The organism is Candidatus Fokinia cryptica (genome assembly GCF_034359305.1).
Taxonomy (GTDB): Bacteria; Pseudomonadota; Alphaproteobacteria; order Rickettsiales; family Midichloriaceae; genus Fokinia; species Fokinia crypta.
On sequence record NZ_CP110343.1, the window covers coordinates 110,988 to 125,784 of the forward strand.

A 14,797-nucleotide genomic window follows, 5' to 3' on the forward strand; every position below is an offset into this window, starting at 1 on the left:
GAAACAGTTAATTTTACAATATATCGCATGGAAATGTCGCATTACTTCTTGCTACACAATCTACAAATATATTCATAACATCTACATCATGAGCTTTTACCCATTTCCACGATAATTTCTCTCGAAAATATCTGATATAGAACAATACTTCATTCCATAAATCGACGTTTTTTACTTTTCCTCCGTTCCAGTTGTTACGAGTCCAATTTTCTATCCATATACTTGCTCCATCACATACATATTTACTATCACTTCTTATTTCTATGTATCTCATGTTTAGCTCAGTCGCTTTCTTCAAGCCAGAAATGGCGGCAGTGAGTTCCATTCTGTTGTTAGATGTAAGTTCTTCGGCTCCGGATATCAAGAATAATTTATCATCAGCTTTTACAAGCGATGCCCACCCTCCTTTTCCTGGATTACCTAGACATGACCCATCACAATAAACAATTCCAACACTCATAAAATGATCTAATATCTTATTATTACTATGATGTGGAGATTGAAGATTGATGAATAACTCACTTATATATTTCTTTTGATGTTATTGCAAATATATTTATCTTATATCTTACAAAATTCGATATTTCAAAAGCTTTGAAAGCTCGATTATTTTGTTGAAAAAAACAAAAAACACATATATAATCTCTAAAAGCACTCAAAAATAGACAGGAAATTAGATGTCCTTCATTTATTCGTTGCATCATCTTATGAATCAGAAAACGTTGTTCGTAGCTATACTTGTAACAATCATTCTAGTAATAGCAGTAGCCACTTATGTGGAATTTGTTAGAAAACGGGAAAAAAGCATACTACACAAAAAACAAAATGTCGCTCATTTAGAAAATCTTATAGATGAAAGGATATCTAATTATATTCAAAAAAATCCCGAAAGAGTAGCTCTTATACTAGAAGAGTATTACAACAGGAAGAGATTTGATGATGAAGTGGATGAGATATTTCACGGGTTGCAGAATGATCCAAATATATCAATTCTACCAAAAGAAAAGCAGAATTTAGAAGAGGTTCAAATGGTAGTATTTTTTGATTATCTTTCCGATTCTTCTAGAGCATTTCTTCCAATTCAGAAAAAATTTGCTCTACAAACGAAAGTTCCTCTCAGAATTTTTCATAAAGGAATACCTAGTACAGAGGAATCAGCAATATTGACTAAAGTTGCTATTGCTTCATATATAATCTCTCCATCCTCATATCAAGTTTTGCATGAAGCGTTTCTCACTGCTCCAATAGAGGAACTGAAGGATTACGATAAGATGATGGTCGTAGTTCGAAATTCTGGAATTGATATTGAAAAATTGAATGCTCTTTTAGTGGATTCTGAAGCCGTGTCCTCGATAGAAGCTATTTTATCTAATAATGTAGATTCAGCTCGTATTATAGGAGTAAGAGTTACGCCTTCCTTCTTAGTTAAGAATAAGCTTATTGACGGAATGCAGTCCGTAGATAGTTTGAATGACATTGTAGGTAATAGCTTACAAGATGAAGAGAAAGAAATAACAGAACTTAAAGAAGATAAAAAAGAAGATAAAGATATTGACGATATCCGAACTCAAGAAGAGAAACATCCTTAAGATTAGTACCTTAGTGAATTAATAAATTTCTCAATCGTGCTTGGAATGAATTCTTTTTCGTTTTTTTTAAACCATTCTTTGATTACTTCTATGCAGTCGACGGATAAGTGATTCAACAAACTTTCGAGAGATATCATTCCTTTGTGCATCATTGCTAAATTCGGATTCATATCAATATTAAAATTATCGATGATAGAGAGTAGTTCTTTTAATAAAGTGGAGATTGCACATTCCTTTTTGGAATTTTGTACAGCGATCATGATGCTTCTACATGCTATAGAGAACGTATATTTTGTAGATGGATCTAAATATGATGCTTGTATGTGAAGATCTGCTACATCATCATAGTTTCCTTCCAGAAAAGACTTTATAATTCTTCCAAAGATTTTCCCATCTTTCTTAGATATACTGCCAATCATTCCAAAATCTAAAGCAACTACACGATCATCGTAAAACAAAAAGTTCCCTATGTGAGGATCTGCATGAAAGAAGCAGTCGATATAAATTTGAGAAAGAATGAAGTCAGCAATCAATCTTGCAATATATTCCCTTTTTTCAATAATAGAGTTGTCTGTTATAGATATTCCATTAATCCATTCCATCACAAGCATTTTATTTGTAGAGTGCATTAATTCCAATTTTGGTACTTTTATATTACATCTCCGTACTGTGTTAGAATTATGCATTCTTTCCATAGTTGCGGCCTCCATATACAAATTAAATTCACTTTTTGACGTGATACTTACATTTTGCACTATCTTTAGTAATCTATCTTTCATTTTTTTTGAAAGTAATATGCAATATTTTATTATAAAAGCTATAAAAGAAATATTATCGTAAAATTTTCTTTCTATATTTTGCTTTAGTAGCTTTACTGCATAGACGTTTTCATCTATTTCTACCCTATATACTTCAGCTATAGAGCCAGCTGCTATAAATGTAATATTCTTAGCACTAGAAAAATGTTCTTTGATGATATTTATTGAGGAAGCGGGATTTTGTATTGGTACACCATCGTATAATTTTTGAAATTCATAAGCTATCTCGGAACTTATTACATCTTGCCTAGTAGAAAGTACTTGTCCTAATTTAACAAATGCAGGACCTAAATTTGTCATAGCGAGGCATAATGCCTTACCTATATTGCATAACGCGAGTCTCTTTTTACGAGCATCTTTATAAAAGCTATAAAGCAATAGAGTAAATAATATCTTTACAGAGTACGGCTTTAATAACAATTTAAGCAATTTTAGAAAATACTGCATTAAAAGTACAAGAAAAGATAATAAGCCACATGATTGCTATTTATTTTATGTATAGTGTAACTTAATTCAGAATGAAACTTCTAAGTCATAGTTAGTAGATAAGAATTATCCAAGTAAACATATAGATTGTGAAGAGAAAGATGCAATTTTTTACGAGAAGTTATAGTACGAATTGATGAGATATCAGCATTGAAAGCATAAGTGTCTTCATGTACAATACGCAAAAATTTTTTTGCTATATGTATATAAAATGCATTCTCTTGCTTATTTGCACTATTGTGATGAGCTTGAGTTTTGATGAGAAAGGATGGGCTAGTATAAATAGCATTGGTATTGCTTGTTTTGGTGTAAAATCTGCGAACTCTAAGATTGTAACAATGGACTATGATAGAATTCACTATCTTGAGCAAATGCTTAAATTACGTCCATATATATCAGGAGGAATTGGTGTAGGTAAATACGATATAAACAATGATTCAAGTGTATTATGGATATTACTTACATCGTTTTCTGGTGGATTTATGAAGAATTTAGGATGTTTTGGTATTGGTGGTTACAGTACCGTTACAATATGTCATGTAAGACATGCTGATAATTTAATGAGTATACGTTTCGATAAGAATCATATTATTACTAGTAGCGTTGGTATCAAATTTGATTATAGGGACAAAATTTCATTTCAGTTGTGTTATACATTTTTTCCTAATTTTGAAAAAACTGTAGAAGCTCAAAACGGTACATTGCAGAAAGGAAAGGTAACGAATCGCTTAGAGTATGATGGTAGAGTAGAAGTGCATACATTATTAGAAAATAGTAGAAGAGGGTATGCAGAAAAAAATATGGAGAAAACTCTACCACCCGTTATCATACCTTCATTATCGCTAAAAGTATCATTTTTATTCTAATTTCTATAAAAAAGTATTTATCACTCCATGTTATAAAATGATTTATATAATTACATAAACTTGATTATCATATTTGCTGCGATGTATTATGTCCTGACATATTTTATTTATCAAAGAAATATAAATGTCGTTGGGTCACAGAAAAAGGATAAGAAGTTTATTTCGAAAAGCAAAGTTTGGTACTACGAAGGAGGAGCGTTTATTGGAAATATTACTTTTCCAAGTTTTTAGTAGGAAAGATACCAATGAATTAGCTAAAGTCTTGCTAAGAAAACATGTATCTCTAAGAGAAGTATTTAACAAACATTCAGACATAAAAGATGAAAGGAATGTCGGAAAAGGAGTAGAAGAATTCTTTATTGCGATATCAGAGCTATTTCACCGTTGTTACATGCATAATAGAAGAGCAAAACGTATTACGTTAGATAGTTGTATTAGTGTAGTGAGGTACTGTGAGCTGAAAGTACCACCAGAAGACTGTAAGATATTAAAGATATTGAGTTTAGATGAAGATAACACACTAATAGCATCTGATGTAATTGGGGTAACTGTAGGAGAAAAATTAAGGTGCGATGAGATGGAATTTTTGAGATTAGCAATAGTAAGGAAAGCTACATCTGTGGTTATAGTGCATTACAATTGTACAGATGTTGTATATGCCCTTCTAAGGATTCCACGTTTTTACGAACTACTATGTAACACAAATGTAAAAATACGAGACTATATCTTAATCACATCGAAAATTAGCATATCACTCTTTTTTTCAGAAGATAACTTTATCACTCATAAATACCTTATAGGGTGGTACGGAAAAACTAAAAAGCAAGTACTACTAAGATAAGTGAAATGTGCTGCTAAATCTATGCCAAAAACGAATGCCCTTCCTCATATATTCGAGAGAGATAGCGATTCAGGATGCACTATTAATGTTCTCTATAATGTAGTATACCGATCACATAACGCTTAGCTTCTTCAAGATCACAATCGAAGACCATACTAAATTCCGTACTGAAGAGCAGCAATGCACTTTCATATAACTTCTTCGCTCCGCTTGATACATCAGCCATGTTAGAGTTATATAGATCGCGCAATACACCAGCAATCTCAGATAAATTTCCAGAAGCTATTTTTGCTCCATACTCCCTTGCTATTCTGCCCCACATACCTCTTCTTGGAGTTTTTGGGCTTTTAAGCACAGAAATAGCAGTCTCTAACTCTTGTTTAGTGCTGATATGACGTAAACCAACAGTTTCAATTTTATCCTTTGGAACTTTAACTCTCACCTTATCATTGAGAAATACTATTTCATACGAAGAGATGATGACTCCGGCAATTTCCGTATTGCATTCACCTTCTATTTGTCCTATTCCCCTAGAAGGGTAAATAACTCTATCGCCTACTTGAAAAGGTTCTTGCATAATACCAGATACTTTCCACTACTAAAATCAAGACACATTCTACACTATTTAGTATGATTTTGCAAACCTTCTGAAATAATGATACAATTTATCGATGTATAGAGATTAATTTCTAACTTATGACGGCTGAGATGTTAGCAAGGCTGCAATTTGCAGCAAATATCACTTTTCATATTCTATTTCCTTCAATTACGATTGCTTTGAGTTGGATATTGCTATACTTCAAATGTGCTTTTAACAGAAGTCAATCTGAAAGTTGGAAAAAATTGTACATGTTTTGGACAAAGGTATTTGGACTCTCTTTTTCTTTTGGCGTTGTTAGTGGAGTTACTATGTCATTTCAATTTGGCACAAATTGGCCTGGTTTTATGGAGAAAGTAGGTAATATAGCGGGACCTTTACTTGGAAATGAGGTATTAAGTGCTTTCTTTTTGGAAGCAACTTTTCTTGGTATAATGTTATTTGGATTTGGGAGAGTACCTAATTTACTGCATGATATAGCAACTTTTCTTGTAGCTGTTGGAACTACATTATCGGCATTTTGGATTATTAGTTTAAATAGCTGGATGCATACCCCTGCTGGTTTTGAGATTATAGATGGAGTAGTAATAGCAAAAGATTGGTTTCAGGTTGTATTTAATCCATCGTTTCCCTATCAATTTTCGCACGTCTTAATAGGTTCTGGTATTACAGCAGCATTCTTAATAACTGGCATAGAGACGTACAAGGAAACAAAAAATAGCAATAATGAAAGCGTCGTTAAGGGTAAAAATTTCGGGATATTGCTTATTACTATACTTTTGCCAATACAAATCATTATAGGAGATCTACATGGGCTTAATGTACTCAAGCATAATCCTGCAGCAATTGCTGCAATGGAAGGTTTATGGGAAACAAAAAAAGGAATACCTCTTGTAGTTTTTGCAATACCAAATGAAAAGAAAGCGGAGAATAAATATTCCGTAGAAATTCCGAAATTAAGTAGCCTCATATTGACACATAGTTGGAATGGAGAAGTTCGTGGCATAGATAGCTTTGAAACACATCCACCTGTATTACCTGTGTTTTTTGCCTTTCGAATAATGGTGGGAATGGGTTTTTTAATGTTTTTTATTGGAATTTATGCTTCATATCGCATGATAATAAGAAAAAGTTATAATAAATTTCTGAATACCATTCTTATCTTTATGACTTTTTCAGGGTGGATAGCAAATATAGCTGGTTGGTATGTAAGTGAAGTTGGGCGACAACCATATCTGGTATTTAATATCTTAACGCGTACCGATGCCCTCTCAAAGATAGTATCGGATACTAAGCTTTCTTTTACATTCCCTATATATCTTATAATGTACGTCGTTTTGTTATGCGTTTATGTGTGGACTATATTTTATATGGCACGTAATGATACTCAAAAACAGTAAAATCTAAAATTAATTTTGATGAAATAAAGAGAAATGTTCTCTATATACCACTGGATTGGAACTTTCATGCTATTTATAGCTCTTATAATGTTCGAATTCATATTACATGATAAGCATTCAAAGCAACCTCAGAAGGGTGAATCTGTTATTACGAACATCAGTATGGTGCTATACGTTTTAACTGCATCTATAGTGTGTTTCGTGATATATTTCTACTTTTATACTAGAAATATATCGTTTGTTGAGCAATTTATTACGGGTTATTTGATTGAGTTATCGCTCAGTATAGATAATGTGTTTGTCTTTATAATGTTATTTGATGCTTTTAAAATTGGAAAAAAGCAACAATATAAAATTTTGATGCTAGGTATAATAGGTGCGATTTTAATGAGAATGGCCATTATAGTATTGGGTATACCAGTAATAGCAAAATTTAATTGGGTTATAGGGATTTTTGGAACTATCTTGTTTATAGGGGGAATAAAAGCCGTAAGTAAATTTTTTAGGAAAAAATGCTCTAGAATAGAAACTGTTGTCGTGAAGCCTGAAAAGCGAGATGTAGGGGTATTTATCAGGTGGTTAATGAAATATTTGCCGATAATATCACAAAAATTAAGAATAACTTTCGATAAAGATTATGTTGGAGATAAGTTTTTTATCGTACGAAATGGCACTCTTGTAATAACTAGATTATTTGCAATACTGTTGCTTGTGGAGAAAGCAGATTTGTTATTTGCATTGGACTCAATACCAGCAATAGCTTCAGTGACGAATGATAGTTTTATTATTTTCTCTTCGAATGCTTTTGCCGTCCTTGGGTTAAGAACTATGTATCACTTTCTTTCTGGAATAATACATACTGCATTATTTTTGGAACTAAGCTTAGGATTTACGCTTATTTTTGTGGGGAGCAAGATGTTACTGAAAATTGTACATTATGAAATTAATAATACGTTTTCTATATTGATCATTTTGAGCATCTTTGCCGTACCAGAAATCGTAAGGTACTTCAGTATGAAGCGAGAGAAATGATGTACAATGACTTGACTTTATGGAAAAAATTCTTATACCATGACTGTTACTTATGAATATAAAACGTCTTATGTTTGCTGTAATAGAGCAGGGAGCGAAGCAGTACTTAGTATCGCTTGGCTCTATAATAAAGATAGAGAAGGTAGAGCAAGATGTAGGGGGAAGATTTGAATGCTCAAACGTTATAATGTATACTGGTAACGGTACTTCTGCTACAACTAAGGGTAAAGTAGTATGTGAGGTGACTGAGCATCTAAGAGACGATAAGATTTTGATTTTTAAAAAACGGAGAAGACATACATATAGGAGGCTTCAAGGGCACAGACAGTATATCTCTTTTGTGAAGATTGTCGATATAATCCCGCACTAGGGTGGCGTTAGAAAACAAGTATTTGTATATGCGATTTATTTTAGGTTATGGCAACTAAAAAAGCTGGTGGTAGTTCGAGAAACGGTCGTGATTCCAGAGGAAGACGACTTGGACTAAAGCGTTCTGGAGGACAAGCAGTGAGAGCTGGCAATATAATTGTAAGGCAACGTGGAACCAAGTATCATCCGGGAGTTAATGTAGGTCTTGGGAAAGATCATACTATATTTGCATTGTGTGATGGATATGTTGTATTTAGGAGAGGATACAAAGATCGCAATTATGTAAGTGTTTCCAGTACTTCTCCTTACACTTCCTCTGTAACTAATTAGGATATGGTGTAATTTTGTCATGAGTTCAAATGATGACTTAATATACTCTCGGTATGGTTGGGATCAGTACTTCATGAGTATGGCTTATATGGCTTCTATGAAGAGCAAAGATCCTAAAACTAGAGTAGGGTGTGTAATAGTTGGTAATTCTTCTTCCATACTTAGTACTGGATATAATGGACTTTCTCGTAGTGTTGAAGATCTAGCTTCGCGTTATCGTTCTTCGGAACTAAAATATGCAATGTCTAATCATGCTGAGGAGAACGCAATGCTTAATGCTGCTAGAAACGGAATCAGAATTGATGATTCTACTCTTTATACGAATTGGATGCCGTGTGTTGCATGTAGTAAAAGCATAATTCAGGTAGGCATAAAAAGAGTGGTATATCATACTGAATATCCAGGTAATACCAATGATATACCACGCAATCCTAAACACGGATTTGATATTGCAAAAATAATACTCGAAGAGGCAAGTGTTCTACTAGAAGGTATCAGTTGTGAAATTATAAAAATAAAAGGATTGTACAAATCTAAAGAGATTAATGTATAACTTTGCCATAGCGTTAATTTCTTCAGATATTTCGTTATTTGCGAAGCGAATCACGATATTATTTACTGATTCATGTGATGATATTTACCCGAAAGAATAGTGTATTTTCAACATTATGTGTACTATCTTGTATTATCTAGTAAAAACTAATCGCTTTTAATGCAGAATATGTACGACGTGATATGCAAGCCATCAATTGAGAGATTAAAGCGAGCTAAAGCATATGATGTATGCTGTTATGCTATAAAAGACTCGATAGTTGCGGAATATGTGATTATAGCTGAATGTTCTTCGACAAGGCATGCTATCTCTACAGCAAACGATATGTTGGAGTATTTAAAAAAAGCTCTTGATATACCTGCCGTGATGATAGAAGGAATAAGAAGTGGTGAGTGGATTCTTTTAGATATAGGTACTGTGATAGTGCATATCTTTACAAAAGAGTCGAGAGAATATTATAGTCTCGAAGAATTTATAACAAATTCCGGCGGCAGTATCGTGCTATCATAATGCAAAATTAGGTATGAAAAAGAAAGCTCTACAGCATATTAGAAATTTTTCTATTATTGCTCATATAGATCATGGTAAATCTACCATAGCAGATAGGTTAATCGAAGAATGTAAGGGAGTTGAGATGCGTGATATGAAGGCGCAAATTCTTGATTCTATGGATATAGAAAAAGAGCGTGGCATTACTATTAAAGCTCAAACTGTAAGACTTCTTTATACGGCATTAGATGGAAATGAATATGTGTTAAATTTAATAGACACTCCTGGGCATGTAGATTTTAGTTATGAAGTAAGTAGATCTCTTGCAGCATGTGAGGGTGCAATTTTAGTTGTAGATGCATCTCAAGGAGTAGAAGCTCAAACTCTCGCAAATGTGTATAAAGCAATGGATGCTGATAATGAAATTATTCCAGTTCTTAATAAAATAGATTTGCCAGCAGCAGATCCTGAGAAAATTGCGACGCAAATACGTGATATTATTGGTCTTGATACAACAAATATTATTAAAGTATCTGCAAAAACTGGTGTAGGTATATTGGATATTTTAGAAGGTATAATCAAGCTTCTACCGCCACCTAAAGGTGATATTGATAAACCTCTCAAAGCTTTACTGTTAGATAGTTGGTACGATAAATATTTGGGAATTGTTGTATTAGTTCGTGTAATGGACGGTGAGGTAAAAAAAGGCGATGAGATTGTTATGATGTCGAATAGTGCAAAATATACGGTAGAGAATATAGGGATATTTACTCCTAAAAAAGTTAATGTAGAGTCCTTAAGTGCGGGTGAATGTGGATTTATAGTAGCTACAATAAAGCAAGTAAAAGACTGTAAAGTTGGTGATACGATTACTAATGCTAGAGTGCCATGTGATAAAGCTTTATCAGGTTTCAAGCCAAGTCTTCCAGTAGTATTTTGCAGTATATATCCAGTTGATAGTACGGAATTTTCCCTTTTAAAAGAGAGTTTAGAAAAGCTAAATCTTAATGACGCAAGCTTTACTTATGAGGTAGAAAATTCTGCAGCTTTAGGCTTTGGATTTCGATGTGGTTTTCTTGGAATGTTACACTTTGAAATTATTCAAGAAAGAATAGAAAGAGAATTTAATGTTGGACTTGTTACTACACCTCCGAGTGTAATATATAAGGTAACTCTCTTTTCTGGAGACAATATTGATGTGCACAATGCCGCAGATATGCCAGATCCGTCAAGGATAAAAAGTATACAAGAGCCTTGGATTAAAGCTATTATGATGACACCCGAGCAATATATTGGAGTAATATTGGAGTTATGTAATTCTAAAAGAGGAGAGCATGTGAGCATTACATACTCTAGTGATAGAGTAGTTATTACTTATATGTTGCCATTAAATGAAGTGGTATACGACTTTTATGACAAGCTGAAGTCTTGTTCGCGAGGATATGCAAGTTTCGATTGGGAGAAAGCTGATTATAGGGATGGAGATTTAGTAAAGCTTAACATTATGATTAATGGAGAAAGTGTAGATGCGATGTCCACTATTATACATCGTACTCGTGCGGAAAGTAGAGGACGTGAGATATGTGAAAGGCTTAGCAAACTCATACCAAAGCATATGTTCCCTATACCTATACAAGCGGCAATAGGAGGAAAAATTATAGCAAGAGAGACAATTAGTGCATTGAGAAAAAACGTTACGGCAAAATGCTATGGTGGAGATATTACGAGAAAAAGGAAACTTTTAGAGAAGCAGAAAGAAGGTAAGAAACGCATGAAATCTATAGGAAGAGTAGACGTTCCTCAGTCAGCATTCGTATCTTTACTAAAAGGAGAAATAAAAAACACCGATTAATGGATGCTAGAAATTTTCATTTACAGCTCTCATATCACTTTTAATAGCTATTCTATCATCAAAAACGAAGCAATCTCCCAGCCATTTCGAATCAGACTTAGTTCCACATTCTTGAAGATATCTTATTATCCCACCATCTAAGTGAAATACTTTTTGAAAGCCCTTTGCTTTGAGGTATGACGTTGTTTTTTCACATCTTACACCTCCTGTACAATACATAGCGATTGCATCATTTTTGTTGAGTGTAGCTACATAATCATCAAGCCAGTTGAAGAATTCTGAAAAATTTTCGACTTTTGGATCTATTGCTCCTCTAAAAATACCGACGCAAGTTTCATAACTGTTTCTCGTATCTATAAGTTTGACATTTTGTTCGTTGAGCAATTCGTTCCATTCACTTGCTTTTAGATAAGTACCAGGAGTGAATGGTATTTTGTCAATTCCCCTTACCGTAATAATCTGAGATTTTATCTTTACTTTTAGCTTTCCAAATGGATGAGAATGGGAATAAGTTACTTTAAAATCCATAACGTATCCCGTAATTTCTAAGATTTTAGTTAAAACTCTAGTTTCTAATTCAGATGGAATAGAAATAGTTGCATTTAATCCTTCCTCTGCTATCAATATAGTGCCTTTCACGTTATTTTCTGCAAGAAAGTTTTTTAATTGTGCTTGTATTTCTGTTGTGTTCGTGATGCGAGAAAATTTATAAAATGTTGCTACTGAAAACTGCGACATATTGGATAGAGAGAAAAGGGATAATCTAGTAAAATCTGTCTAGCATATATTGATGATAATCTCAACTATGAGGACGATTTTGAGTGTGAATTTTCAATATAGCTTGTATTTTTTCGGTAAATTGTTTAGATTTCAATTAATAAAACTTTGGTTGTGCACATGATAAACAAAAAGCGTAGAGCTGAAAGAACTAGAGTAAGGGTGAAGCTGCGTAATAAGTCGAGCAGGATGAGAATGACGGTTTTTATATCGAATTGTCACGTTTATTCTCAGGTAATAGATGATACTAGCGGAAATGTATTACTTTCAGCTTCTACTCTAAGCATGAGAGTAAGTTCCTCAAGAAAACCGAATTATTCAAATGCTATATGTGCAGAGCAAGTAGGCAAAGAAATAGCAAAAAAATGTAAGGATGCAAATATTGAAAAAGTAGTATTCGACAAAGGAGCTAAAAGATATCATGGTGTAGTAAAAGCTTTTGCAGAGAGTGCTCGTAGTGGCGGATTGAACTTTTAGTGCTTATATGTTTGCCCTAGAAGGTAGAAAAATATTATTGACCGGTGCTACTGGAGGTATAGGACAGGTCGTTGTTGAATATCTTGTTAAAAGAGGTGCTATTGTAGTTGGAAGTGGAACTACTAGTAATAATGATGTTCTCCAAGAAATGGAGATAATTTATGGTGGAAAGTTCAAAGGCATACAATTCGATCTTGGTGCTTCTTCTAGTAAAATTGATGCTTTCTTAAAAAGCGCAGAAGAAAAAATTGGAGGAACATTTGATACGTTAATATATAATGCCGGAATCACTTCGGACAAACTAGCTTTGAGAATGACAGATACCGATTGGACGGATGTTATCACCGTTAATCTCACTGCGGCATTTTTGTGTTGTAAAGCAGTATTACCAAGTATGATGAAAAATAGATTTGGAAGGATAATAGTTACATCATCGATAGTAGGATTCACTGGCAACATAGGGCAGGCTAATTATACAACGAGCAAAGCTGGGATGATAGGCTTAATGAAGACACTTGCTTTAGAGGTTGCAAGCAGAAATATTACTGTAAATGCGGTAGCACCTGGCTTTATTAATACTAGGATGACTGAAAAAATTCCGGAAAATGCAAAGCAGGAATTTTTGAAACGTATACCTTTAGGAAAATTTGGAGAACCTGCAGATGTTGCCTCGGCAATAATATTTCTTGCTTCAAATGAAGCTCATTATATTACTGGAAGTACTTTACATGTAAATGGTGGTTTATACATGTAATACATTCATTTCTTTTAGGAGTAGCTATATTATTGTTTGACACAAGAAATAGAAAGTGTATTAAATTGTGGAAATATTGCTTACAAATATAAGGAAATTATGAATAACAGATTACGAGCTGTAAGCTATAGCAGATTCTTTAAGCGTTTTTTTAGCTTAAGTAAGGTAGAATTTTGGAAGTTAATGCTGAGCGGCTTGTTGTTTTTTCTTATAATTTCTTCTTATACGATAGTAAGAGAACTACAAAATGTTATATTTCCAGCTTTTTTAGGTTTAGAAAATATGCCACTTTCAAAGCTAGCGACGTTGCTTTCATTATTGCCAGCTGCTTTAGTGGATGCTTACTTGATAGATCGTGTTCGTAGAGCGACTTTGTTGGTAGTATATCTAGCAGTATGGATTATAATTGGTCTATATGTATCGTTCGGTTTACCGTTAGATATTCTAGATCTAACATCTGAGAAGATTTTTCTTACTACTTTGCAAAAATCTACTGTATGGGCGTTTTTCTTATTTGTAGAAGGCTATACCATATTTCTAATGTCGACTTTTTGGTCGTTCACAAATTCTATTAACGATCCTAAAAGTGCTAAGCATACATATGGTTTTATAGTAGCTTCATCGAAATTAGGAGGGATGTTAACAGCATTCTTAGCATGGGCATTATTTTCTACGTCTATAGATCTTGGATTTAGCGTAGTAGGTAAATTGAGATTACTAATGGTGGTTGCGGTATTGTTACTCATTATTGCCTTTTTTATCGTTTGTATTGCTATGGAGTATTTACCATCTGATGTATTTACTGGATATCACAATGTCCCTATTACAAAAGAAAAGGTTCGAAAGACGGTATGTTTAAGGGTATTAAGCTCTTATTTACCAATAGATATGTTCTTGGAATATTTATGCTGATGTCATGTACTGATGCTATAGGTGAGGTGATTAATTATCAAAGGTTAAGTCTTATGTTTAATCAGGCTAAAAGTTCTTCTAGTTTCAATGATGATAAAATAGTAGATCTTGTATCTACTATATATTCTCAGATTGCCTACATGCAACTTATTGCATTTATATTATCGTTCTTCATCGCGAATGGACTGCTAAGGTTTATAGGAATAAGACGTTCTCTCTTTATCGTGCCAATTTTTGTTGGAATTGGCATTACACTCTATTTTTTGACTGGTATGCAGCAGTTAATCATATGTTTGTATGTTGCATTGTATGCACTCAATTATAGTATTGGTACTCCTGTGAGAGAAAGTTTATATATTGTCACGGATAGAGATGTGCAGGTAAAGAGCAAATTTGTCATTGATGCATGTGCTGTTAAAATGTCTAGATCTCTTTCACATGGGTTTAATTACTGTAACGTGCAGTATATACTTTCTGCTTTTGGTAAACGAGCATCCATTTTTGCTAACAATGCTTTCATGTTAGGTTTTTGTGCTATATGGCTTTGTACCGCATATTTTATGGGAAAAGCATACGATGCAAAAAGTAAAGAGAAGGCTGGTGAATAAAAAATGTACTGTTAGGTGGATAGTTGATAAAAATATGAAATTTATG

General features: G+C 33.5%; 18 protein-coding genes. 14 read left to right on the plus strand and 4 right to left on the minus strand.

Translation table 11 applies throughout. The features are described from left to right. Positions 1-13: 13 nt before the first annotated feature. Positions 14-460, minus strand: a complete 447-nt coding sequence (locus Fokcrypt_RS00535; RefSeq protein ID WP_323722262.1) for a ribonuclease H family protein — start codon at positions 458-460, stop codon at positions 14-16. A 247-nt stretch (positions 461-707) separates the two neighbouring features. On the opposite strand from Fokcrypt_RS00535, the gene Fokcrypt_RS00540 reads away from it, so the two are divergent. Then, positions 708-1,589 carry a thioredoxin domain-containing protein gene (locus Fokcrypt_RS00540; protein ID WP_323722263.1) on the plus strand — a complete coding sequence of 294 codons (882 nt, stop codon included), beginning with the start codon at positions 708-710 and terminating at the stop codon, positions 1,587-1,589. A gap of 2 nt (positions 1,590-1,591) precedes the next feature. Here Fokcrypt_RS00540 and Fokcrypt_RS00545 read toward each other — a convergent pair whose 3' ends face one another. Then, entirely contained in the window at positions 1,592-2,854 is a 1,263-nt protein-coding gene (locus tag Fokcrypt_RS00545) for an ABC1 kinase family protein (RefSeq protein WP_323722264.1), read from the minus strand. A gap of 281 nt (positions 2,855-3,135) precedes the next feature. On the opposite strand from Fokcrypt_RS00545, the gene Fokcrypt_RS00550 reads away from it, so the two are divergent. Both Fokcrypt_RS00550 and Fokcrypt_RS00555 read left to right on the plus strand, forming a co-directional pair. Further along, on the plus strand, positions 3,136-3,759 hold the full coding sequence (locus tag Fokcrypt_RS00550) for a hypothetical protein (RefSeq protein WP_323722265.1): 624 nt from the start codon (positions 3,136-3,138) through the stop codon (positions 3,757-3,759). A gap of 124 nt (positions 3,760-3,883) precedes the next feature. Further along, positions 3,884-4,600 carry a JAB domain-containing protein gene (locus Fokcrypt_RS00555; RefSeq protein WP_323722266.1) on the plus strand — a complete coding sequence of 239 codons (717 nt, stop codon included), beginning with the start codon at positions 3,884-3,886 and terminating at the stop codon, positions 4,598-4,600. 82 nt (positions 4,601-4,682) lie between these two features. Here Fokcrypt_RS00555 and Fokcrypt_RS00560 read toward each other — a convergent pair whose 3' ends face one another. Next, positions 4,683-5,177: a CarD family transcriptional regulator gene (locus tag Fokcrypt_RS00560; RefSeq protein WP_323722267.1), complete on the minus strand. Its 495-nt coding sequence runs from the start codon at positions 5,175-5,177 to the stop codon at positions 4,683-4,685. Positions 5,178-5,296: 119 nt separating this feature from the next. Between Fokcrypt_RS00560 and Fokcrypt_RS00565 the strand changes: the two genes are divergently transcribed. From Fokcrypt_RS00565 to lepA, 7 genes are all read left to right on the plus strand, one after another. Continuing rightward, positions 5,297-6,598, plus strand: coding sequence for a cytochrome ubiquinol oxidase subunit I (locus Fokcrypt_RS00565; protein WP_323722268.1), 1,302 nt, complete (start codon positions 5,297-5,299; stop codon positions 6,596-6,598). 87 nt (positions 6,599-6,685) lie between these two features. Then, positions 6,686-7,630: a TerC family protein gene (locus Fokcrypt_RS00570; protein WP_323722269.1), complete on the plus strand. Its 945-nt coding sequence runs from the start codon at positions 6,686-6,688 to the stop codon at positions 7,628-7,630. A gap of 70 nt (positions 7,631-7,700) precedes the next feature. Beyond that, complete coding sequence (gene rplU / locus Fokcrypt_RS00575; RefSeq protein ID WP_323722270.1) at positions 7,701-8,000, plus strand: 50S ribosomal protein L21; 300 nt, start codon at positions 7,701-7,703, stop codon at positions 7,998-8,000. 47 nt (positions 8,001-8,047) lie between these two features. Continuing rightward, the gene (gene rpmA / locus Fokcrypt_RS00580; RefSeq protein ID WP_323722271.1) at positions 8,048-8,329 is read left to right on the plus strand and encodes a 50S ribosomal protein L27; all 282 of its coding nucleotides are present in this window, start codon (positions 8,048-8,050) and stop codon (positions 8,327-8,329) included. Positions 8,330-8,348: 19 nt separating this feature from the next. Next, complete coding sequence (locus Fokcrypt_RS00585) at positions 8,349-8,882, plus strand: deoxycytidylate deaminase (protein WP_323722272.1); 534 nt, start codon at positions 8,349-8,351, stop codon at positions 8,880-8,882. 159 nt (positions 8,883-9,041) lie between these two features. Further along, positions 9,042-9,392: a ribosome silencing factor gene (gene rsfS, locus Fokcrypt_RS00590; protein ID WP_323722273.1), complete on the plus strand. Its 351-nt coding sequence runs from the start codon at positions 9,042-9,044 to the stop codon at positions 9,390-9,392. 13 nt (positions 9,393-9,405) lie between these two features. Beyond that, positions 9,406-11,223 (plus strand): translation elongation factor 4, encoded by a 1,818-nt coding sequence (gene lepA / locus Fokcrypt_RS00595; protein ID WP_323722274.1) that lies wholly within the window; start codon positions 9,406-9,408, stop codon positions 11,221-11,223. Between the two features lie 6 nt (positions 11,224-11,229). On the opposite strand, the gene trhO is transcribed toward lepA, so the two are convergent. Then, positions 11,230-11,961 carry an oxygen-dependent tRNA uridine(34) hydroxylase TrhO gene (trhO, locus tag Fokcrypt_RS00600; protein WP_323722275.1) on the minus strand — a complete coding sequence of 244 codons (732 nt, stop codon included), beginning with the start codon at positions 11,959-11,961 and terminating at the stop codon, positions 11,230-11,232. A gap of 159 nt (positions 11,962-12,120) precedes the next feature. Between trhO and rplR the strand changes: the two genes are divergently transcribed. The 4 genes from rplR to Fokcrypt_RS00620 are packed head-to-tail and all read left to right on the plus strand — an operon-like array spanning position 12,121 to position 14,751. Further along, positions 12,121-12,477: a 50S ribosomal protein L18 gene (gene rplR / locus Fokcrypt_RS00605; protein WP_323722276.1), complete on the plus strand. Its 357-nt coding sequence runs from the start codon at positions 12,121-12,123 to the stop codon at positions 12,475-12,477. Between the two features lie 7 nt (positions 12,478-12,484). Beyond that, a complete protein-coding gene (gene fabG / locus Fokcrypt_RS00610; protein ID WP_323722277.1) occupies positions 12,485-13,231 on the plus strand; it encodes a 3-oxoacyl-ACP reductase FabG in 747 nt (248 codons plus the stop codon). Between the two features lie 36 nt (positions 13,232-13,267). Then, complete coding sequence (locus tag Fokcrypt_RS00615) at positions 13,268-14,143, plus strand: Npt1/Npt2 family nucleotide transporter (RefSeq protein ID WP_323722278.1); 876 nt, start codon at positions 13,268-13,270, stop codon at positions 14,141-14,143. Further along, a complete protein-coding gene (locus Fokcrypt_RS00620; protein ID WP_323722279.1) occupies positions 14,143-14,751 on the plus strand; it encodes a hypothetical protein in 609 nt (202 codons plus the stop codon). The genes Fokcrypt_RS00615 and Fokcrypt_RS00620 overlap by 1 nt, the downstream gene beginning before the upstream one ends. Positions 14,752-14,797: the final 46 nt, after the last annotated feature.